This is a genomic window from Micromonospora sp. NPDC007208 (assembly GCF_042869175.1).
Taxonomy (GTDB): domain Bacteria; phylum Actinomycetota; class Actinomycetes; order Mycobacteriales; family Micromonosporaceae; genus Micromonospora; species Micromonospora foliorum.
Genome location: NZ_JBIAFG010000010.1, coordinates 1 through 21650, shown reverse-complemented (window position 1 = coordinate 21650; position 21650 = coordinate 1). Strand labels below are relative to the sequence as shown.

The following is a 21650-nucleotide window of genomic DNA, read 5'->3' as shown; positions in this document are numbered from 1 at the left end:
GATTCATCGTCGCCATGCCCGAGAGTGCATCGGCCGGCTTTAGCGATATTTATTCGCCATTCGTGGGGTAGGGGCGGTATAGGATTTATGCGGTTTGCATTCCGACATGATCACGTCTCGTCAGTCAGTTGAGTGTCGATCTTTAAGACACGCGGATGATGTCGTAGGAGCGACCGGACCGGCACACTGCGTGCATGTCGACTTCGACCTCGCCCAGACCTATCCAGCTAGAGACGGTGCGACCTGACGACAACGACGCGATCACGCAGGCCTTCGAGCTCGGCTGCCAATTCAAGGCTCGACTCGGTATGCAGATGCGGGGGGCCTATGAGCAAGCGGCCGGGGACGGGCACCTGCTGGTAGTCAAACAAGACGGCAGAGTGATCGGGTTCGCGCTCTACGGAACTGCCTACCAGCGAGTCCGTCTCGCCTATCTGTGCGTGAGCACGGAGCACCGCCGCGGTGGAATCGCCACCATGCTCGTGGAGCACCTCTCGGCGGAGCATCACGATCTGGCCGGCATCAGCGTGAAGTGCCGCCAGGACTACGGGATTGACAAACTGTGGATCGATCTTGGATTTCACAAGAGATCACAGGTGCGGGGGCGAAGCCACACCGGCCGCCTTCTCGACGTCTGGTGGCATGACCACGGGCACCCGGATCTGTTCTCACGGCAGGATCCGCCTCTGCTGCGAGCCGCCCTGGACAACAACATCATCCGTGACCTGGGACCGGCCCAAAGCCGACCAGGCGCCAGCGAATCGCTGTCACTGCTCGCCGACCACCTCACCGACCAACTCGAATTGGTGGTCACCGCCTCGGTCCGCCGTGAGATCTCCGACCTGGATCCCGGCGCGACAAGAGACGCCTGCGAGGAGGTGATGAGCAGATGCACACCTGCGGCGCCTGCCTCACAAGCCGTCAAAGCCGCCCAGAAGTTTCTCCTGGACCGCGTCGACGCGGAGCACAGTCCGTATCCCGCTGGCCGACGCGATGAATACGACCTACGCCACGTCGCCTCGGCCGTGGCGGCGAAGGTCGGCGTCTTCGTCACGCACGACGCTCGACTAATCAGCGTCCTGAGGAAGCCAGCCCGGGCCCTGGGGCTGCGCATCCTCGAGCCCGCCGATGTCGTCGTGCACCTCGACGAACTGACACGAGCCGAGGCATACCAACCCGTTGCGTTGCTCGGCACCGGCTACCAGCTCAAGGCCCTGGGATCGGAGCAAGACCAGGCGGTCGAGCACCTGGCCGCGACGGTCAGCGGCGAAAGCCGCAAGGACTTCCTCCGCCACATTCATGCCCTCGCCGTCGCGCGCACCCAGCGTCGTGCCGTGATCACCCCAGACGGCGACGTCGCCGCCCTATATGTGACCGGTCAGCAGGGCTTCGCGCTCACGGTGCCGCTGCTGCGCGTGGCCAACCAGCCTCTGGCCGACACCATGGCTCGTCAACTGTTGCTGATCCTGCGCAACCACTGCCGCGCCAGCAAGCTCGCCGCGATCGTGGTCGATGACCCTCATATGTCACCTGGGACGCAACGCGCACTGCTCGACGACGGCTTCCAGCAGATCAACGGCAGATGGATAGCATTCGTGATCGATACCTGCGGCACGGCAGCCGACGTCGAACGGGACGCCAGCGCGGTAGCGCGCCATCTCGACTTACCCGAGCCAACCCCGTTAAGATCCACTATGCCCGCCGCCGTCGTCGCTCAACTCGAGCGCAACTGGTGGCCAGCGAAAATCATCGACACCGCGCTGCCAACCTACGTCGTGTCGATCCAGCAGCGGTGGTCCAACCAGCTGTTCGGCGTACCCACACCACTGTGGCGCGAAGATCTCGGCCTCAGCCGCGAACACGTCTACTACCGGGCCGCTACAGGCGGCCCCGCCGCTCCCGCCCGCATCCTGTGGTACATGAGCGGCAACACTCCGGCCGCACCCGGCATCATCGGCTGCTCCCAGCTAGAGCTGGATGTCATCGGCACACCAGCAGACCTGCACGACCGCTTCCAACACCTCGGCGTCTGGGAACTGTCGCAAATCCAAGGCACCGGGGGAAGCCAACGGCGCCAAGCCCTGCGCGTCACCAACACCGAGATCTTCCCTTACCCCATACCGCTACCGCGGCTGAAGGCACTCAGCGGACCACGAACGGGCCTGCTCTACCCGCTATCACCACGCAAGATCGAACCTGAATTGTTCGCTCAACTTTACCGGGAAGGCTTCGATCAGGATGCGTGAAGAGCCACCAGCCTTACTGCTGTCCGTTCGGCCGCGGTTCGCCGAAGCAATCCTTCTAGGACAAAAGACAGTCGAAGTACGCCGCCGCAGGGTCGCCGCCCGCGAGGGCTCTCCTGTGGTTCTGTACGCCAGCTCGCCGGTGATGGCCGTCGTGGGAACCGCGCAGCTTGAACGGTCCGAGACGCTCAGCGTGCAGGACGCCTGGAACAGCCATGGCCACGCGATGGGCATCAACCGACGCGAGTTCGATGACTACCTGGCTGGGACTGAGACCGCCTGCCTGCTCTTCCTGGCCAAGGCATCACCCCTGGGCACCCCCCTGCCACTAAACGATCTGAGAAGCAGTCGAGCGTTCCATCCACCGCAAAGCTATCGATACGTGGCCGAATCCGACCCAACCGCTATCCGGCAACTCGCGGCCCAGCGGGCGTAGGTTGATCTACCGGGGGGTCACGTAGGAGTGCCGGACGTGGAGGACGTGGCATCCTGCGGACCGTCACGTCGCCGGGTTGGTGCTGGCGAATCCTGAAACGACAAAGGGTGGACGCCTTCTCGCCAAGGGCCGCGATGCCGGTGCCTTCGCAACTCAGCCCGAGTCGGAAAGCCGACGGCGCAACGCATCGTCTCCGCGCGTCGCGCTTGCTTGCTCACTCTGCTGCCAGCCGAGACAATCCGTGTCGTGTCTTCGAGCGAGGGTGCCATCGCCTGGATCGCCTTCGCAGCGACTGTGATTCAAGCCGGCGCCTCCATGCTCCAGGTAGCGCAGGGCGCTGGTGCCGGTGGGTATGGAGACGCGCCTCGGGTCACGGTTCAGGTCAAACGCGGCTTCTTGGTGCTGTTGCTGGAGTTGATCGCATGGCTCGTCAGCAGATCGTTCAACCAGGACCGGGACACCTTCGGCATCTACCTGATCTACCTGCCAGTGATCATATTCGCCGGCTACGCCTGCTGTTCCTGCCTCGCGGCGCTCAACAGCGAGGAGGTGATTACCGTTTACCCCGACAGTGAGGAGGCCGACGCCTTCTTTGTCACGGTTTACCACACGTGGGCGGACGTGATTGCCTTCGCCCTGGCTGCGCTGGTGTGCCTCGCGGTGGTATTCACCTGCCTGGACTTGGTGGGGCTGATCGACATCACGCGGGTGCTTAGCGGATGACGGTCTCGAAGCCGCAGGATCAAGGTGGGCCCTGAGCCAACTGTCATTCTGGCCCTACCTGCAGCGCTCGGGCATGGTGACGGCCGGATCCCAAGCTGGCAGCGATCCGTCGACCTAGCACCGGGGTCAGGCTCGCAGCCCTAGCGTTACCGGTGCGCAACTGTACGAAGTCTTTCTATACGATGGGCATCTCGGTGTGCACGAGATGGAGCAGTGTTGCCAAGACCAAAGTCGGACCACGCTACCGTTGTCAGCGCGGTCATCGCGCTTCTCGCGCTGGGGTGGGGCGTCTTCGCCTACTACTTTCCGCGGCCCGCTCCGGCCCCTGCGGTGTCCGTCACCTCGACTCCTGCGCCGGCTATGAACACCCCCACGGCTTCGGGTTCTCCGCCAAGCGCCTCGTCGACCTCAAGTGGGTGGGAGTTGAATGCGTTGCCGGCGCCACCGCAGTGGTATGAGCGCCTATCGCAGCGTTTGGAGCGTGACCGACACGGGCAGTCGTGGTGGGAACTCGCGCTGGCCTGGATATTGATCATGGGCTTCCTCATATGGAGGGCCTTCATGCACGGTGATCGAGTCACCTGGATCCCTGTCTTCGGGATTGCCTTCATTTATCACTTCTGGCCGTCATTGAGTTGGTGGGGCGTTGCGGCAAGCGCGGTCGGAAGCGTCATCGCATGGGCAATGGCTGGCCTCGACACCATCAGCGCAGTCGCCACTGGGGCACCAGAACAAGGCGACGCTGCATCCGTTGCCCCGACTGAATGAGACGAGTGGCCGTCTCCGTCGAGTGGGCCTAGAGCATGTGCCGCAGGTTGCGATGCGGGCGGCTCAGGAAGGCGAGTGTCCGTCCACACCTGAATGTGCTCAGCCAGGTGGCCGAAAAACTCAGCCCCAGCCCCGTGCCCGCAGGCCTAGCCTCGCGAGTGGGACATCGCTCCAGCAGATTCAGCGCCGAGCCCGTTGTGGTCGTACGCTCAACCGCCGCGCCGCCAGAGCGCTTCGAAGCCTCGACGGCCCATCGCGGGTGCACCTCCGTTGAGACGTGCGGTGATCCCACTCGGGATCACGTCTGCCTCAACGATCTCACCTGGTCAAGGCAGGTCAATGCCTCAAATTCAGAAAAATTGAGGCAAGTCAACGCCACCCGCAGGCATCACCCATCGGGGTGCATGACGAAGTTGTACGAGATGATCATCAGGCCCAGCGCACCACCAAACGCGGCACCTGCGGCGATGATGGCCTGCCCGCGTTCCGCTCGTTCGCCCAGGTGATCCAGCCGACGCCGACGGCGGTCAGCCCGGCCGTCAAGACGGCGACGATCAGCAGCAGGACCCGGGTGTTGACGTCGTTCCCCATCAGGGGAAGCTCCCTTCGGACAGACTCCCCCCTTGTGGAGGATGTGCTGCCCCGCGCTTCCCTTGCTCCGCATAATGTCAACCGCCGAGCGTCTTGTAAATTGCAATCCACACAGTGAGACACGGCCGAGTGAATCGCCTGCCGTTCAAGGTGGGTCATCAGACGTCGGGGTGCATGACGAAGTCATTCGAGACGATCAGCAGGCCCAGCGCGCCAGCGAACGTGGCCCCGGCGGCTGTCGTGTGCAGCGATGCCGTCCCCGAGAGACGGCGGGCGCGGGGGACAATGTGTACATGAGGGTCTTCATCAGCAGTGTTCGTCGGGAGCTCGAAGAGGAGCGCGACGCACTTCCGGGCTTGATCTCGGCGCTCGGGGCACACGCCGGTGCGCTTCGAGGATTTCACCGCCCAGACGTCGCCCAGCCGTGAGGCGTGTCTGAAGGGTGTCGCCTCGGCCGAGGTGTACGTGCTGATCCTGGGGCCCCGCTATGGCGACCCGTTGCCCGACACCGGGCAGTCGCCGACCCATGACGAGTGGACCGCAGCGAAGGCCGCCGGGATGCCCCGGTTGGTGTACCGCAAGCTGGGCGTGACGTTGGAGCCCGCCCAGGAGCAGTTCGTTCGCTTCATCGGTGACTACGGCACGGGCGTGTTCTACGAGTCTTTCGCCACGACCGCCGAGTTGCAGACCAAGGTCGCGGTGAAGCTGAGAGAGCTGGAGAGTGCTGGGGATCCGCTGGCCTTCATGCCGCTGCCGCGCCCGATGACGGTGACGTGGCGCTCGGACTTCGAGGCTCGGCGTGGCAACGCGCCGAGCCTTCCGTCGGCCGTCGAGCTTCATGTTCTTCCGGGCACCGGGACGAACCGGCCGGCCCGGGTGATGGCCGAGCTGGAACAGCTCCTGCCGGCGCGACTGCGCGCCAGCGGTCAGGTCGACGCGGCCGACCCACTGACCTCCACTCGCCAGGGCGGCGCCGTGGTCGTCACCATTCCGGATAGGAACAGCCGATGGAACGAGGTCCGCGCGCCGCAGCTGCTCGGCATACGCACGGCCGCGGACGGGCAGACCTCGGCGTGGGCATCACTGCCAGGCGACGGGATGGGCGCCATTCTCGACCCGGACGCCCTGCCTGATCAGATCGCCGGACTGCTGCGTCTCATCGGTGGTCTGGGAATTCTCGACGGCGACCAGGTGGCCATCGGTGTCGGCGTCAGTACCGAGGGGTTGATGTCGGTCGGCCGGGTCAGCGGGCAGCCCCGTCATCAGGCCACCAGCCTGATGCTGTCGAACGACCCGATCCAGGTGCCACCTGACGAGCTCGTGACCCTAGCGGCGCTCGGTCCGGGGGCTGCCGAGGTGGGCCGCACCCTGAGTCGAACTCTTATCGATGCTGTCTCGGCCCGCCGGTAGCCGAGCAGACGTTCGTCCCACCGGGCTTGTCCGGCTACTGGTCGCACCGGGCGGGCGGCAGCGGGGGGCGTTCATGGCCACGGCGGAGAGGACGATCGGATGGCTGCTCTGCGTTCTCGCCGTCTTGACGCTCCAGTAGATCAGCTGACCGTCCATCACATCGTCGCTCTGATCGACAACGGGGTGCATGAGGACTTTGACCTGGACTTTAGAGGGAGGCCGTCGGCAACAGCGAGAGCGCGAAACGGGAGCTGGCCGCCGCCGTCGCCGCCTCGGCTGACATGCACCTGCACCGCTTCCCGATGCTGCCCTCGCTGTTCCCGGCCCAAGGGGTGGGTGCCGGATTTGGTCATCGACGACAGCGGGCGGCACTCAATGGTCTCCTCAAACCCGCCGGCGCCGTGGGTAGTGACAACACCCAATACATCCGTTCCCCCGACTGCCCAAGCGACGCGGAACGATACCCTGCGTGTCGGCGCTGTTGCGCAGATGGAAGGCGACCCATAGTCTGGCCTCAAAGCCGTAGGGCCGGTGGCACGACAAGCGAGGCGCAATGGGAGCACGAATAGGCACAGTCGCAAGCCTGCTTGCGACTGCATCAACGACGCTATTCACCGCCGGATTTCTTCTCGGCGGCGGTCCTCAATATTGGAAATTCGCCCTCTTTTCCGCTTCGCTTGTTTCCTTTGCGATCGCCGTTACAAACCTCCTTCGTCCTGGCGCTTTGCGCATCCGCTTCCTTCGACCGCGGACCGCTGACCCGGGCCCCAGGATTGCAGCGTCTCGCGTCACCTCGTACATCCTTGAGGCGCAACTCCGACTGCTAGCCGACCTGCCGATGGCTGCGCCTGGCTCCCGCAACGCCAAGACTCACGGATCGGTGTGATCTTTCGATGGCGGGTAATAGCGGCTCGCGACGGCTCGCGCAGCAGCGGGAATATCTGAGAATCGATGCGAGCAAGCTAAGCCGGATCGTCGATCGAGCAGAGTTTAACCGAGTTACCAAGGCGCTGGAAAGGAGATTGCAGGATTTTGAGATGGACGGCTTCTCGGAACCTGCTGCAGTCGCTTTGGCTGAGTGTCAGACGCTGTATTTCCGCCAATTGGGCGAGGAGTCGATCTCTCTCGCCAAAGGGGACCGTCTTGACTCGGTTTCCGCAGACCATGTGCGACGTGCAACAAGCAGGCTCCGCCACGCAGCCGCTCCTCCCTGGAAAGCGGTCCTCAATATCATCGGCGGCGCGTTGCTGGGAACCGCGATACAAGAGATTGTAGGAATTGTCAACAGTGATGGGCCGCTAGAAAAGGGCAGAGCGCTTGTTACGATGGCTTTGCTTGCGGCTGGTGTGGCGGCAGTAATTATCGCAGTGGTCGCGCCACGTCGGACCTAGCTTCCGATCCTCTGACCTCGATGACGCCGTTTGATCGATCAGGACGATTGGTGGCCGCTGCTCCGGCCTAATTCATCAGGCGCTGAAGCGCCCACCAGGGGTGCCGGTTGCGGGGCAGTGTTGACAGGGCGATGGCGTCCCAGGCCGCAATGCCGGGGGTGTCATCAGCGAGGTGATGGTCGGCTTGGCAGATGTTGCCGGTCCACGATTCGGTGTATCTGACAACCGGGATGAGTGCGAGCCCGTCGCGGGCGGCGCCCCACTGTGCGCGTGTCTCGTCGGCGACGGTGAGGGTTGGCTTCGCACCGGCGGCGAGGAGTTCATTCAAGATGAACTCGTAGGTCTTGGGTAGGTTCGCCGCCACCGCCAGGTCGAGCAGGACCGTCGCAGCATACGAGGTGCCGGGTGTGGCGATTTCGATGTGCTCGAGTTCCGGTCCGAGGAAGTGCGTCGCCTCCTCAGTCGGGCTGGCACCGACGGGGGCGAGGCCGAGCCCGGTGTCGTAGGCGTCGGCGACCCAGCCAGTTGCGGCACGCAGGTAGGTCTCGACAGTCGCCGAATCCTCGACGCGTAGGGATAGCACGGCCGGGATCATGCTCGCCGCCCAGTTGTCGGATACGGGGTGCGCCGCTCCGGGCTGGTGGGTCAGCAGCGCCGTCACTGCTTGCCGCGCTCGGGCGGCTGCCGCGGCGTCAACGTCCGGTGAGATGCCCAGGAGTCCCCATATCTCGGCCAGACGCAGGCAGATCACCGGATAGGTGAGGTGAATGAAGCCCGGTGCTATCTCCTTCAGGAGGTCCATAGGGTTGCTGGCGGCGTCTTCGTACCGGTCGAGGAGGCGGGTGGCGTAGGCGGCGTGCAGCAGTTTGGCCGAGCGTGCCAGTTCTGCGGATTGAGGTTCTGTTGGCTGGCAGACGGCTGCGCGTAGAGCTGCGAGAGCGACGGTTGCTGCGAGGTCGGTGCGCTGGTTGTCCCGCAGCCGGTTGGCCACAACTGCGGACTCGATCGCCACCTGTTGCAGCGGCCTGGTTGTCCACCGTCGGGTATACCGCTCGACGGCCTGATAGTTGATCTTTTGTTGGTCGATCTGCCCGAGGAGTTCCAGCAGGTCGCCGGGGCTGCCCGCGGCCAACCCACACGTGGGCGTGGCGGCGAGCATCGGACGTAGGGTGTCGCGATCCCAGAGCTCGAACCCAGGCTCGCCGAGCCCCTGCACGCGCGTGTTGTAGTCCTGTGCTTGCAGTGCCGCTCCGCCGACCAACCGCCCCGTGGTCACAAGGACTGCGGCCCGGGGCAGGTTACGGTCGAAGTGAGGGTGCGCGAGATTGTCCGAGCGAATCTCGTCGACCTGGTACCGGATGGTCCGCCACTCGGCAAGGTTGATGTCACCGGCCTTGCTCTGCAATGCGTATTGCCGTAGTTCGCCGTCCTCGCGGCGTTTGGCGATGAAGTCTTTGCCAAACTCGAACGCCCCGTGTAGCTGGTGGACGTCGGTGAAGCCGTTGGCTTGCAGCAGCGCGAGCAGGGGAGCGTCGAACTCGCGTTCAGTGACCGTCGCGAGGTACTGATCGATGACGCCGTCGAGCATCAAACTCCTCCCGCTTCCGTCGTAAGATGTCGTCCAGACGGGCTTCCTGCGCGGCTGTCGGGGGCCCTTGCTGAACGAGTCTGGCGTAGGTCTCCGGGCTCATGACGATCATGCCGCCGTGCTCCCCGTCATCGCGAAACACTAGGTCGACTCGTTCGAGTGCGTCGATGATCAGGTCCCATGACATGGGGCCGCTGAGTGTGTTACCGACCGCCTCCGCCACCTCGCTGATATGCGAGTAGAAGCCACTCATGATGGTCGCGAGCTGTCTCTGCGCTAGGAAAGCCATCTCGGACAGCAGCAGTTGTCGTTCTCCCGCGATGGCCTCGCCGACGTCGAATGAGATCCAGGATGACGCGTCAATCGGTTCTGCCCGTACGGTCCGGCCTTCACCGACGTCCACTGACACGGACGAGACATCGTCCAACGGCACCTGCCGAATGCGCCTGTACACCGGGTCCGTTGCCCGCATGAGCGCATCGGTCCCAGTCATCAGGAACTCGTATCCGGCGACGTCATATTCAGTCAACGTCACTTCGCGCTTCCGCCCCGACTCCGCCACAGCCACAGCCACACTCTAAGACCGACCTCTGACATGGCCCCCCGTCAAGCGGCGCGACAGACCGCCCAGGGACGTCCTGGTGATCCGGGCCGTCTACGAGGCCAGCCAGTCCCAGGGCGCAGGGGCCGGGCGCTGGCAGTCTGACCCGCCCGGCGCTTCCGGGCATTTCTCAGCTCGGCAGCGAAGCAGCTAGCGGCATCCCTGAGAGCGGCTTGCGAGCCCGGTCGAAGCGCCGCGTGCGTCTGACCCGACCTCTCGGAGAAGCCTGGCAGGGTCGGTGACGGCTGCGTTCGCGGCGATCGTGGCTGCTCGGTGGCTGCTCGGCCGACGGGGAACTGACGCGGATTTAGCGCTACGCAACCGGACCCACCAGGAAGCGCGACACCCGTTCATCCATCGACAACTGCGGATTGGCTGCTTGTGCAGGGCGTGGACCTGGGAGGACGCACTTGGACTTGAACGGACCGAAAGGCTTGCGACCGGACGAGTTTTGGGTAGAGTGCTATTTGTAGGAGTGTGTACTCGGAGCTTCGGACTACGGATCAGAAGGTTAGGGGTTCGAGTCCCTCCGGGCGCACAAGATCATCAGACGCCTGACCTGCGGAAACGCGGTCAGGCGTCTTTTGTTGATCGTCCCGGTGGATAGCGGATGTCGCGTGGGCGTCCTGTTGCGCCCGTCACTTTCCGTAATCATCGTGGCCACCACGCCAGGATCCCGGGTACGACGCGGGGCCACCGCCACCCCGGCGCCCTCGATCTCCTCAACGCCGCTGCGGTGCCGGAGGCTGGCCCTCCCGGCGTGTCTGCCGCCATGCGTAGGAGGCCAGGAAGAACGCCGCGCCGGCCCAAACCAGGCAGTAGGCGCCAAGGCCAGCAGTGCTGATCGACTCGTGGAGTCCGAAGTAGCCGATGAGGAACTGAATCGTCGGCAGCAGGAACTGAAGCATCCCGAGGACCGTCAACGGCGTCCGGACGGCCGCGAAACCGAAGAGGGCCAGCGGCAACGCGGTGATCAGGCCGGTGCTGACGAACAACGCGGCCCGGACGGGACTGTCCCCGAAATGGCTGCGGTTGGTCACCGACAGAACAGCGAGATACGCGGCGGCGGGAACGGCCAGCGCGGCCGTCTCTACGGCCAACGCCCGCCAGCTCGGCATTGCCGCCCACTTGCGAAACAACCCGTAGACACCGAATGTGGCGGCCAAGCCGATCGCCACCCACGGTGGCCGCCCGGCGTCGATCCCCAGCCACACCACGCCCGCCGTCGCCAGTGCCACACCTACCCACTGCGCGACCGCCATCCGCTCCCGCAGCACCACCAGGCCGAGAAGCGCGCTGAAGAGCGGGTTGATGTAGTAACCGAGGGCCGCCTCGATCACGCGCCCACCATTGACCGCCCAGATGTAGAGGCCCCAGTTCGCACCCACGAAGCAGCCGGCGCCGACCAGCAGCGCCAATGTCCGTGGCTCGCGGTGGATCGTACGCAGCCAGTTGAGGTCGCCCTGGATCGTCAACACGATGGCGACGAATACCAGCGACCAGACGATGCGGTGGGCGAGGATTTCCAGAGCCGGCGCCGGCTCCAGCAGCGGCCAGTAGAGGGTCAGCAGACCCCAGATGAAGTACGCCGCGGTTCCGGCCAGCACACCCGTGCTGCTTCGGCGTGGTCCGGCCACAGCGGCATCACCTCGTGAGAAAGTGCGGCGCGGCGGAGTCCGGGGCGGCGACCGCCGCCCAGCGTCCCGCGTGCCGCAGGATGCGGACGGAGTGGTCGAAGCAGTTGCTCATCATCTCGGTCGTCAGCACCTTTTCGACCCGCCCGCACCCGACCGTCCGGCCCTCGCGTAACAGCAGCACGTGCGTGGTCGTCGTGGGCAGCCCCAGCAGGTACAGGAGGTGATCCGCCCGCTCCAACTCGTCCGGGCGAGGCGTCCAGCGGGGCATCAGGTCGATCGTGCCGGTCGCTCCGGTGAGCACCACCTCGCGGGCGGTCAACGCGGAGCGCAGCGGATGCTGCGGGGTGACCCGGCCGATCGACCGGCGCAGTTGGAAGACATCGGTCCGTCCGAGGCGCTGACCGAGAATGTCCACTTGCCCGCGGGTGGGATGTCGATAGGCGCCGAGCACGCTGAGAAGGGTGCTCTTGCCCGCGCCATTGGGCCCGATCAGTGCCCAGTGCTCCCCGGCGCGGATCGTGACGCTGATACCCGCAAGCAGCAGGCGGCGCTCCCGCACGACATCGACTTCCCGAGCCTCGATCACCTTGTCGCCCGGGTCCGCGTGCGACGTCACTTCGCCGGCTCGTTGAGGAACACGCCGAGAACCAGCGCCACCAGGGGGATCAGACAGATGATGGTGAACACGCCCTGGGGACCCCAGCGCTCTGCCGCCAGACCGAGGGCGGGCGCGAGGAGACCGCCGATGCTCACGGCGAGCCCGAGCGTCACACCGGCAGCGGTGCCGGGCCGCGTCGGTAGATAGTCCTGGCCCAGCTTGACCAGCACGGCGAACGGGATGTTCAGGGCGATGCCGGCGAGCACGGCGAAGAGGAGCGGCGGGTACTCCCCGGGCGTGAGACGCAGACCGACGAGCGCGGGAATGGCGACGATCGCGCCGAACTGCACCGTGCGGACCATCCCGACCCGGTCGGCGATCCGGCCACCCAACAGCGTGCCGACCACCCCGCCGACGAGGAAGCACGCCAGCGCCGCCCCGGCGAGGCTCTTGCCCGCGCCCAGGTGACGTATCCAGAACAGCTCGATGAAGGTGATCGCGCCGAAGAAGGCGACCGACCTGACCGTCTCGATGCAGGTCAGCAACAGGAAGGGAGCCCACTGGTCACGGCCGCTTCGCGAAACGCCGCGCGTGGCCGGCCTCTGTAGCCGATTCCGGTGTAGCAGGAAACCCATGAGCAAGGCCGGTGGGATGAAAAGCGCTGTCGCTCCGACGCCCATGGCGATGAGTGCGGGAGTGGCCAGTACCGGTGCCAGAAAGAACCCGACACTGCCGCCGGCGGCAAAGATACTCATTGCTGTGGCGCTCTCACCCGCCGCCACCCGGGCCGACTTTCCGGCGGCCGGGTGGAACATCGCCACGCCGAGTCCCGACGCGCAGAGCAGAAGCCAGACCGCCACGTAACTATCCATGAGGCCGGACAGACCGAGCCCGATTCCGGCCAGCGTTACTCCGGCCCCAGCGAGCCAGTCGGATCGGTAACGATCCACGGCGATGCCGATGAATGGCTGAGGAATGGAGCTGCCCAGGGTCGCGGCGAGCGTGAGACCACCAGCGGCCACGTAGCTGTAGTGGCGCTCCAGCACGAAATACGGGACGCAGGCCGGTACGAGGCCCTGGTAAAGGTCGTCGACCGCGTGGGCTGCTCCCCACAGGCGCATCCGTCGCCACGCCGACGGTTGCTCGCTCAGCGGCATCGCCCTCCCGGGGTTGGCCGCGTCCGCTCGGCTCTTTGTCTCCGTCACCATCGGGCTCTTTCTCTGCGGGTCTGCAGGAAGAATGCCCGACCGCTCCGCCTGCGGACTATTGATATCCTGCCGACTTGTGTCGCCAAGCAGCCAACTTGTGAACGGCCCCGCCCGGGTGCCCTTGGCCGACCGCGAGCGGATCGATTGGCACCACCACGCGCGCCACCAGCTTGTCTGCCCGCGCAACGGCGTATTGGGGGTGTCGACGCCGACGGGAATGTGGACGGTCCCGCCGGATCGGGCAGCGTGGATCCCGGCGGGTGTCGCCCATGCTCATCGCGCCTACGGTCCCACCGACATGCGCGCGATCATGTTCGACCGCCCGCTGAACCCGTTGGGCGTGGATCAGCCGACCGCTCTGGCCGTCTCACCGCTGCTGCGCGAGGTCATCGTCAGCCTCACCGACGGCGACGAGTTGACCGATGACGAGCGGGACAACCTTGAGCGCGTGGCTCTTGACCAGCTAAGACGGGCGGACACGTTGCATCTGTGCCTGCCGTACCCGGCCGATCCCCGATTGCGGGACGTCGCCGAGATCCTGCTCGAGGATCCCACCGACCACCGCACCCTCGCCGAGCTTGGCATGGCCGTGGGCGCCGGCGCGCGTACCCTCAGCCGGCTGTTCCGGGTGCAGGCCGGAATGTCGTTCCCGCAATGGCGGACACAGCTGCGACTGCATCACTCGCTCAAGTTGATCGCCGGTGGCGAGTCGGTGACCACGACCGCCGCATCCAGCGGTTACAGCAGCCCCAGCGCGTTCATTCAGGCGTTCCGGGCCTATTTCGGGATCACGCCCGGCGAATACTGCCGGAGCCGGCAGAGCTGCGATTCTTCCCCGCACCGGGGCTGAGCCGTCCCATACGGCATCCGGTCCCGCCGCAGGTCCGATCTTGTGACCGAATCTGTGCGGGACCGGATGCCCGTACCTGCTCTATTGCCTCTTGCAACCCGAGTGCGGGGGCGGTCGGACGATCAGCCGAAGCAGTTGGGCACCGGCGGTGAACTGGGTGTGCAGTTCGTGGGGCGGTTACCGCTGATGACCGTCTTCTCGTCCGCGGTGACCTGGCCGCCGTCATTGAAGATCCCGCCGGGTGCCAGGGTGGAGATGTTGTCGGTGACCTTGCTTTCGGTGAGGGTGAGCGTGCGGTTGTTGTAGATTCCGCCGCCCTGGGAACTCGAGCCGATGGCCCGGTTCCGGTCGACGTGGGTTCGGCGCAGTACGACGGTGCCGCTGGTGTTGTAGATGCCACCGCCGTGTTCGATGGTGCTGTTCGTGCTGGCGATGTTCTCGTTGATCCAGCTGTCCTCGGCCACGAACTGGCCGATCTGGTTGAAGACGCCGCCGCCGCGTTGGCCGGCTTCGTTGTGGTGGACCTTGCCGTGCCTGAGGTTGAAGACGCCGTCGGAGAAGATTCCGCCGCCCTCGCTGCCGGCCCGGTTGTCGTTGACCTCGACGTTCCTGGCCTCGGTGGTGGAGTTGATGCCGCCGCTTATGCCACCGCCACGGAAGCCTGCGGTGTTGTTGTCCAGGCGTACGTTCTCGAGCACGGCGACCTGGCTGTTCGACAACCCGCCGCCAGTGCCGCCGATGGGCAGGATGTCGACGACCCCGATCGTGTTGTTGTAGCTCAGCCGGGTGTTCTGCACGGTGAGGTTGCCGTTGTTGGAGATGCCTCCGCCACTGAACACGGCGCTGTTGTTGCTGATGTTGCTGCCGCCATCCCCGTGCCAGTCCTTGTCCTTGTCCTTGTCCTTGCCGCGGTCGCTCCCGCCGAGGATCTTGGTTACGCCGAAGTTGGCGATACCGCCGCCCGGGCCGTTGGTGTGGTTGTAGACCACGTTGGTGTTCTCGATGGTGGCCCTGCCGCCGATGTCGATCCGGATGCCACCGCCGCCTTGGCCGAGCCCACCCTCGGCCAGGCCGCCCTTGATGGTGGCCTCGCGCAGCGTCAGGTCGCCGCCGGCTCCGACCTCCAGGATCCGGAACGGGGTGGCGGTGGCCGCGCGGACGATTGTGGATCCGTTGCCGTCGATCACGACCTGCTGGGTGATGATCGGCAGGCCGACCGCACCGAAGGGCACCGGCGGCTGGGGTGCGGACCTGGTGAGTGTGTAGGTGCACCTCTCGGCGAGCCGGAGCTTCGCCCCGGAGTCGGCGTTCGCGCGGACGATCGCCGCGATCAGCTCGTCCGCGTTGCAGGGTACGGACCGGAAGTCGTCGCCCCGGTCGTCCCGACGGTCGTTGTCCTTCTTGTGGTCCTTGCCGTCGCGGCCGCCCGGGTCCTGGCCGCCGTGGTCGTCGCCGCTGCCCCGGCTGCCCTCGGCGAGGACCTGTGTTCCGGCGTTCGACAGGTCGTTGCCGTTCTTCCCGGCCGCTCCGCTCACTCCCGCAGCCGTGAAGGCGGCCAGACCGACGACTCCGGTCAACCCGGCCACTCCAGCGACGAGCCAGCGCGTCCGCCGCTTCTTGGGCGTACGCGGCTGACCTGCCGCTACCTCGCTCATGTTCGGGTGTAGATAGTTGGACATCGAGCTACCTAGCCCTTCTCCGTGCACCATGTCTCCGCACGTCACAGTCGGTGCAGAAGGCGACAAATCGGTTGTCGCCACCAAGGCGAACGTAGTCGAGCGATCCTCACATCAAACGGTCTTATGCGAAAAACACCTACATTCGGCGTACGCGTCACTGCGGCACCACAGTGCCCATCTGCCCTGCCGGCACCGTGCGACCCGGTTCGCCGAACCGGGGAGGATCATTCGGTCGGTTCACCAGGCGGGCGACGGTCGACCGCATGTGACGCCTTGACGTGGGCCAAATCAGCGACAAGAATTTACAGGAATCGCTGTTAGCGTTAACAATCCGTCCCAGTGCTGCGACGGCATCGTCATGCCGATGTGGCAGCGGTCGCGACGGCCTGACTCCTCGGTCAGCACTACCACTGCAGGGGAGAAATCTATGCGAACGAGGGCAAGATGGCTCGCGGCGACCGCCGCACTCGGTGTTGTCCTCGCCGGGGTGCTGACCTCGACGGGTCCAGCCAACGCGGAATCCAACGGCGGGGTGCGGGTGATGCCTCTCGGCGACTCCATCACCGAGGGCACCCAGGTGCCGGGCGGCTACCGCATCGGGCTCTGGCAGCGCCTCGTCAACGGCCGGTACACCGTGGACTTCGTCGGGTCGCAGTTCAACGGCCCGGCCAGCCTGGGTGACCACGACCACCAGGGACATCCCGGCTGGCGTATCGACCAGATCGACGCGAACATCGTCGGCTGGCTGAACACCCAACGGCCGCAGACCGTCCTGCTGCACATCGGTACCAACGACATCCTGCAGAACTACAACGTGAGCACCGCGCCGAACCGGCTCTCGACCCTGATCGACCGGATCACCACCACGGCTCCCACCGCCGAGGTGTTCGTCGCGCAGATCATCCCGCTCTCCAACAGCAACCAGGAGGCGGCCGCACGCACCTTCAACGCGGCGATCCCCGGCATCGTGCAGAGCAAGGTGAACGCCGGCAAGCGGGTGCGTCTGGTCGACATGCACAGCGCCCTCACCACCGCCGACCTGATCGACGGTGTCCACCCCACCGCCGGCGGCTACGACAAGATGGCTGCCCGCTGGTACAGCGCGTTGCAGTCGGTGCCCGGCAGCATCGGCGACCCGGGCAGCGGCTCCGGGCAGACCACCGCGATCGTGGGTGCCCTGTCCGGCCGCTGCGTCGACGTCCCCGGCTCGTCCACCACCAACGGCACCCAGGTGCAGTTGTGGGACTGTCACGGCCGCACCAACCAGCAGTGGACCTACACGAGCGGCAAGACGCTGACCGTGTACGGAAACAAGTGCCTCGACGCCGCCGGCTACGGCACCTCCCCGGGCACCCAGGTCACCATCTACGACTGCCACGGCGGAACGAACCAGCAGTGGAACGTCAACGCCAACGGCACCATCACCGGCGTGCAGTCCGGCCTCTGTCTGGACCCCTACAACGTGGGTACGGGCAACGGCACGAAGCTCGTCCTCTGGACCTGCACCGGCCAGACCAACCAGCAGTGGAGCCGCCGATAGCTCCTACGGTCGCGGCGGGTGGTCGGATCGCAGGCCGTGCCGTACGGCGCTGTCTATGTCTTCTGGGCCGCGAAGCGGTAATCGCCTCGTTCCGGGTGGAAGCCGCCCCTGTCCGGTCATACGGACAGGGGCGGTCTCAGTAGCGCCGGCCGCGACGAGGCGACAACCCGCGCTCGTGGCCGACTGGTGGACGGCATCGACGGGATTCGGTGCTCGGGGGATAGGCTGCGGCCGGCGTCCGAGTGACCTAAGGGGAACGGGTGATAGGCGGAACGGTCCGCGCGGTGGTCGCGATCTGCGGGCGTCCGGCGTGAGCGACAGGTTGCGTCCCGGTGACCCGGCACGCCTCGGTGCGTACGAGGTGCTCGACCGGCTCGGCGACGGGGGCATGGGCAGCGTCTTCCTGGCCCGCTCGCCGCAGGGGCGGCGGGTGGCGGTCAAGGTCGTCCGTCCGGAACTCTCACACGACGAGGAGTTCCGGGGGCGGTTCCGCAGTGAGGTGAACCGCGCCCGCCAGGTTCCGCCGTTCTGCACGGCCGAGGTCCTGGACGCCGACCCGGACCATGACCCGCCGTACCTGGTGGTGGAGTACGTCGAGGGCCCCAGCCTGGCCGAGGTGGTCCGGGAACGGGGGCCGCTGGGGGCGGCGCAGCTGCACAGCATCGCGGTCGGGGTGGCCACCGCCCTCACCGCCATCCACGGTGCCGGGGTGATCCACCGCGACCTGAAGCCGGCGAACGTCCTGGTGGCACCGGGTGGGATCAAGGTCATCGACTTCGGCATCGCCCGCGCGTTCGAGGCGACGAGCCAGCACACCCGGACCAACCAGATGGTCGGCACCGTCTCGTACATGGCTCCGGAGCGGTTCGACACGACGTCCGGCCGTCCGGTGGGGCCGGCCGCGGACATCTTCGCCTGGGGTGCCCTGGTCGCCTACGCCGCTACCGGCCGCAACCCGTTCGGGGGCGACTCCGCTACCGCCACCGCGATGCGGATCCTCACTCAACCGCCGGACCTGACCGGGCTCGGCGGGCCGTTGCGGGAGTTGGTCTCCCGGGCGTTGGAGAAGGACCCCGCTGCCCGGCCCACCGCCCGGGAGTTGCTCGACGGGTTGTTGACCGCGGCGCGTCCGGTGGGTGCTGGCGGGCCGGTCCCACTCCTGGGCGCGGCCCCGCCGGCGAGTGTTTCGCCCGCTGCCGGTGGTGTCGACCAGGGCGCGCGGTCGATACCGCCGGGTCTGGCCACGGCCGGTCGCGCGGGTTCACGCCGGCGTGGCTGGCTCACCGCGCTGGGCGCGACCGCCGCGGTGATCGCGGTGCTGGTGCCCGCCTACCTGTTCGGCCCACAACTGCTCAGCGGGCAGGCCAAACCCAATCCGGTGACGCCGACCGGTGGTCCGGCAACGAGCGGGCCGGCGGCCACCGCGTCCGCGTCCGGATCGGGTAGGCCGACCGCGTCACCGTCGGCCAGCGTGGACCCGACACGGGCCATGCTCGCCGGTCAGCGGCGATTCCTGCTGCACGCGGTGGAGATCGACCGTGACCTGTCGCTGCCGTCGCACGGTGAGCTCGAGGTCGGCGACGGAACCGGCAAGGATGCGCTCTTCGTGCTCGAACCGGTCGGTGTCGACTACATGATCAAATCGGTGAACCCGGACATCGCCCACCGACCGTGCCTCGGGGTCAAGCTCGACTCGGAGGGGAACAAGTCGCTGGTGGGAGCCGAGTGCCATCCGACCAAGGCAACGTTGTTCGCGATCTCCCGTGAGGGCAGGGACGACAAGGGGCGCACGTCCTACGCCATCACCAACGACGAGTACGGCCCGGTGCAGTGGAGCCCGACCAAGAAGGAGATCTACGTCGAGTTTCTCGGTGACGCCCCGCTCGACACCACGTTCAGCCTGGTCGACCGAGGCGCGGTCTGACCCGGGCGTACCCCGCCGTCGGAAGCGACGGAAGTAGTCCGAGGGCCGTTGGCGGGTTGTCTCGCGTTCCGGTCCGTTCGGCTAACGCTTTGCTGATCAAGGGCCGCATACAGTACGCGGGCGCGGCGCTGCCGGATGGCAGCTGAGGATCAGAACGACGGGGGCGGGTATGGGCAAGGCATCGCAGGAGCAGCCTCCGGCGGTCCGGGTCGGTCGTCGGCTGCCCACGCTGGCCGATGCGCGGCGGTGATTCCCCGACCGGCGCCGCCCCCGACACCGAGGGCACGAGGAGGGCTGCCGTGTCGCCCGTCGACGCGCCCACTCTGCTGGCCGTCGCCGTGCCGACGCTCCAGCCGGTCGAGGTTCAGGGCTGAGTTTCGCGGCACCGCGAGCAATGGGCAAACGTCGATGTTAACGCGCTCGCGGTGCCTCCTCAAGGGCCCAGCTGGGCTCCGCGCCGGGGATCTGGGGCGATGCCTGCGGGAAGACGGTGGAAGGTGTTCGGGGCCAAGATCTGCGGCTCGTCACCGGTAGATGTTCCCAGCACATTACGTCTTGACGAACGGCATGTTATCGCTCACAGTCGATGCCTAAGGACGACGACACCTTGGCTTTCCGGGCAAGCCCTGCCTCGTCGATCTCGAATCAGGCGTGCGCCACGGCATGCCGGCGTCGTGTTAGCGCTAACGTTCTGACGCCTGCGCCTCGGCCACGCGTCGCGGTACGCCCACCTCGGGCAGGCCGTTCGGCTCTTGGTCACTGGAGGAGGATCATGTCTGCCCTCGATAGGTCTCCATCGATCGCAACGCCGTCGCGGCGGCGACGTTGGTGGTTGCCCCGCGTTCTCGCCGCCGGCGCGGCAGCGTTGATGGTCGGTGGCGCCGCGGTAACGGTGGTGTCGTCACCCGCCGCCGCGGCGACTGTCGACACGAACGCGTGGTACGTGTTGGTCAACCGCAACAGCGGCAAGGCCCTGGACGTCTACAACCTGGCCACGAACGACGGTGCCCGGATCACGCAGTGGGCCCGCAACAACGGCAACCAGCAGCAGTGGCAGTTCGTCGACTCCGGTGGTGGCTACTACCGGGTGAAGTCGCGGCTGTCCGGCAAGGTGCTGGACGTCTCGGGCTTCTCGACCGCCAACGGTGGCAGCATCGTGCAGTGGAGTGACCTCAACGGCACCAACCAGCAGTTCCGGCTGGCCGACTCGGACAGCGGCTACGTCCGGTTGATCAACCGCAACAGCAACAAGGTGATGGAGGTGCAGGGCGCCTCGACCGCCGACGGCGGAAACATCGTGCAGTACGACGACTGGAACGGCACCAACCAGCAGTGGCAGTTCGTCCGCGTCGACGGAACCACGCCGCCGACGACGACTCCGCCGCCGGGCGGCACGTGCGACCTTCCCTCGACGTACCGGTGGTCCTCCACCGGGGTGTTGGCGAACCCGAAGTCGGGTTGGGTGTCGCTGAAGGACTTCACCGTCGCCCCCTACAACGGCCAGCAACTGGTCTACGCCACCACGCACGACTTCGGGTCCAGCTGGGGTTCGATGAACTTCAGCCTCTTCACGAACTACTCCCAGATGGCCTCGGCCACCCAGACCGGGATGAACTCCGGCACCGTCGCGCCGTCGCTGTTCTACTTCGCGCCGAAGAACATCTGGGTGTTGGCCTACCAGTGGGGTGGCACGGCGTTCTCCTACCGGACCTCGACCAACCCCACCAACCCGAACGGCTGGTCCGCAGCGCAGCCGCTGTTCACCGGAAGCATCACCGGCTCCGGTACCGGTCCGATCGATCAGACTCTCATCGGTGACGGTACGAACATGTACCTGTTCTTCGCCGGTGACAACGGCAAGATCTACCGGGCCAGCATGCCGATCGGGAACTTCCCGGGCAACTTCGGCAGCAGCTACACGACCATCATGAGCGACACGCAGAACAACCTGTTCGAGGCCCCGCAGGTCTACAAGCTGCAGGGTCTGAACAAGTACCTCATGATCGTCGAGGCGATCGGCTCGACGGGCCGCTACTTCCGTTCGTTCACGGCGACCAGCCTGAACGGTTCGTGGACCCCGCAGGCCGCTTCCCAGAGCAACCCGTTCGCGGGCAAGGTCAACAGCGGCGCGACCTGGACCAACGACATCAGCCACGGTGAGCTGCTGCGCACCAACGCCGACCAGACGATGACCGTCGACGCCTGCAACCTGCAACTGCTCTACCAGGGGCGTTCCCCCAGCTCCGACGGCGTCGACTACGGCCTGCTGCCGTACCGGCCGGGTCTGCTGACCCTGCAGCGCTGACAGGCACGGCAGAGCACAGGACAGCACTGGACGGGGGGGGGGGGGGGGGGCCCCCCCCCCCCCCCCCCCCCGGCGGGGGGGGGGCGGCCCCCCCCCCCCCCCCCCGCGGGGGGGCGCCCCCCCGCCCCCCCCCGCCCCCCCCCCCCCCGCGGGGGCGG

The 21650-nt window shown here is 66.3% G+C and carries 17 protein-coding genes and 1 pseudogene; 11 read left to right on the top strand and 7 right to left on the bottom strand.

Features of this window, described 5'->3' with window-relative positions; genetic code table 11:
- The first annotated feature begins 194 nt into the window (after positions 1-194).
- From ACFYL6_RS20150 to ACFYL6_RS20140, 3 genes are all read left to right on the top strand, one after another.
- Positions 195-2246 (top strand): GNAT family N-acetyltransferase, encoded by a 2052-nt coding sequence (locus ACFYL6_RS20150; protein ID WP_387173118.1) that lies wholly within the window; start codon positions 195-197, stop codon positions 2244-2246.
- Between the two features lie 115 nt (positions 2247-2361).
- The gene (locus ACFYL6_RS20145; protein WP_387173116.1) at positions 2362-2679 is read left to right on the top strand and encodes a hypothetical protein; all 318 of its coding nucleotides are present in this window, start codon (positions 2362-2364) and stop codon (positions 2677-2679) included.
- Between the two features lie 246 nt (positions 2680-2925).
- Positions 2926-3402 (top strand): hypothetical protein, encoded by a 477-nt coding sequence (locus ACFYL6_RS20140; protein ID WP_387173115.1) that lies wholly within the window; start codon positions 2926-2928, stop codon positions 3400-3402.
- Positions 3403-4599: 1197 nt separating this feature from the next.
- On the opposite strand, the gene ACFYL6_RS20135 is transcribed toward ACFYL6_RS20140, so the two are convergent.
- Positions 4600-4761, bottom strand: a complete 162-nt coding sequence (locus ACFYL6_RS20135; RefSeq protein WP_387173113.1) for a hypothetical protein — start codon at positions 4759-4761, stop codon at positions 4600-4602.
- Positions 4762-5139: 378 nt separating this feature from the next.
- Here ACFYL6_RS20135 and ACFYL6_RS20130 point away from each other — a divergent pair.
- From ACFYL6_RS20130 to ACFYL6_RS20120, 3 genes and pseudogenes are all read left to right on the top strand, one after another.
- Positions 5140-5295, top strand: a pseudogene (locus ACFYL6_RS20130) (DUF4062 domain-containing protein); the annotation flags it as partial.
- Positions 5296-5331: 36 nt separating this feature from the next.
- The gene (locus tag ACFYL6_RS20125) at positions 5332-6171 is read left to right on the top strand and encodes a hypothetical protein (protein WP_387173111.1); all 840 of its coding nucleotides are present in this window, start codon (positions 5332-5334) and stop codon (positions 6169-6171) included.
- An 893-nt stretch (positions 6172-7064) separates the two neighbouring features.
- Complete coding sequence (locus ACFYL6_RS20120; protein ID WP_387173109.1) at positions 7065-7562, top strand: hypothetical protein; 498 nt, start codon at positions 7065-7067, stop codon at positions 7560-7562.
- A gap of 67 nt (positions 7563-7629) precedes the next feature.
- Here ACFYL6_RS20120 and ACFYL6_RS20115 read toward each other — a convergent pair whose 3' ends face one another.
- The 5 genes from ACFYL6_RS20115 to ACFYL6_RS20095 form a co-directional block, all read right to left on the bottom strand.
- Complete coding sequence (locus tag ACFYL6_RS20115; RefSeq protein ID WP_387173107.1) at positions 7630-9150, bottom strand: restriction endonuclease; 1521 nt, start codon at positions 9148-9150, stop codon at positions 7630-7632.
- The gene (locus tag ACFYL6_RS20110; RefSeq protein ID WP_387173105.1) at positions 9107-9718 is read right to left on the bottom strand and encodes a hypothetical protein; all 612 of its coding nucleotides are present in this window, start codon (positions 9716-9718) and stop codon (positions 9107-9109) included. The genes ACFYL6_RS20115 and ACFYL6_RS20110 overlap by 44 nt, the downstream gene beginning before the upstream one ends.
- A 755-nt stretch (positions 9719-10473) precedes the next feature.
- Entirely contained in the window at positions 10474-11358 is an 885-nt protein-coding gene (gene rarD, locus ACFYL6_RS20105) for an EamA family transporter RarD (RefSeq protein ID WP_387173104.1), read from the bottom strand.
- 37 nt (positions 11359-11395) lie between these two features.
- On the bottom strand, positions 11396-12004 hold the full coding sequence (locus ACFYL6_RS20100; protein WP_387173102.1) for an ATP-binding cassette domain-containing protein: 609 nt from the start codon (positions 12002-12004) through the stop codon (positions 11396-11398).
- Positions 12001-13143 carry an MFS transporter gene (locus ACFYL6_RS20095; protein ID WP_387173100.1) on the bottom strand — a complete coding sequence of 381 codons (1143 nt, stop codon included), beginning with the start codon at positions 13141-13143 and terminating at the stop codon, positions 12001-12003. Before ACFYL6_RS20095 ends, ACFYL6_RS20100 begins: the two co-directional genes overlap by 4 nt.
- A gap of 148 nt (positions 13144-13291) precedes the next feature.
- Between ACFYL6_RS20095 and ACFYL6_RS20090 the strand changes: the two genes are divergently transcribed.
- Entirely contained in the window at positions 13292-14044 is a 753-nt protein-coding gene (locus ACFYL6_RS20090; RefSeq protein ID WP_387173098.1) for an AraC family transcriptional regulator, read from the top strand.
- A gap of 122 nt (positions 14045-14166) precedes the next feature.
- Here the strand turns inward: ACFYL6_RS20090 and ACFYL6_RS20085 are convergent, their stop codons facing one another.
- A complete protein-coding gene (locus tag ACFYL6_RS20085; protein WP_387173096.1) occupies positions 14167-15723 on the bottom strand; it encodes a hypothetical protein in 1557 nt (518 codons plus the stop codon).
- A 427-nt stretch (positions 15724-16150) separates the two neighbouring features.
- Here ACFYL6_RS20085 and ACFYL6_RS20080 point away from each other — a divergent pair, with 427 nt between their 5' ends.
- The 4 genes from ACFYL6_RS20080 to ACFYL6_RS20065 all read left to right on the top strand — a co-directional run bounded on the left by ACFYL6_RS20080 (position 16151) and on the right by ACFYL6_RS20065 (position 21492).
- A complete protein-coding gene (locus tag ACFYL6_RS20080; protein ID WP_387173094.1) occupies positions 16151-17263 on the top strand; it encodes a ricin-type beta-trefoil lectin domain protein in 1113 nt (370 codons plus the stop codon).
- A gap of 310 nt (positions 17264-17573) precedes the next feature.
- The gene (locus ACFYL6_RS20075; RefSeq protein ID WP_387173092.1) at positions 17574-19187 is read left to right on the top strand and encodes a serine/threonine protein kinase; all 1614 of its coding nucleotides are present in this window, start codon (positions 17574-17576) and stop codon (positions 19185-19187) included.
- A 236-nt stretch (positions 19188-19423) separates the two neighbouring features.
- Positions 19424-19561: a hypothetical protein gene (locus ACFYL6_RS20070; protein ID WP_387173090.1), complete on the top strand. Its 138-nt coding sequence runs from the start codon at positions 19424-19426 to the stop codon at positions 19559-19561.
- Positions 19562-19959: 398 nt separating this feature from the next.
- On the top strand, positions 19960-21492 hold the full coding sequence (locus ACFYL6_RS20065; protein WP_387173089.1) for a non-reducing end alpha-L-arabinofuranosidase family hydrolase: 1533 nt from the start codon (positions 19960-19962) through the stop codon (positions 21490-21492).
- The last annotated feature ends 158 nt before the right edge of the window (positions 21493-21650 follow it).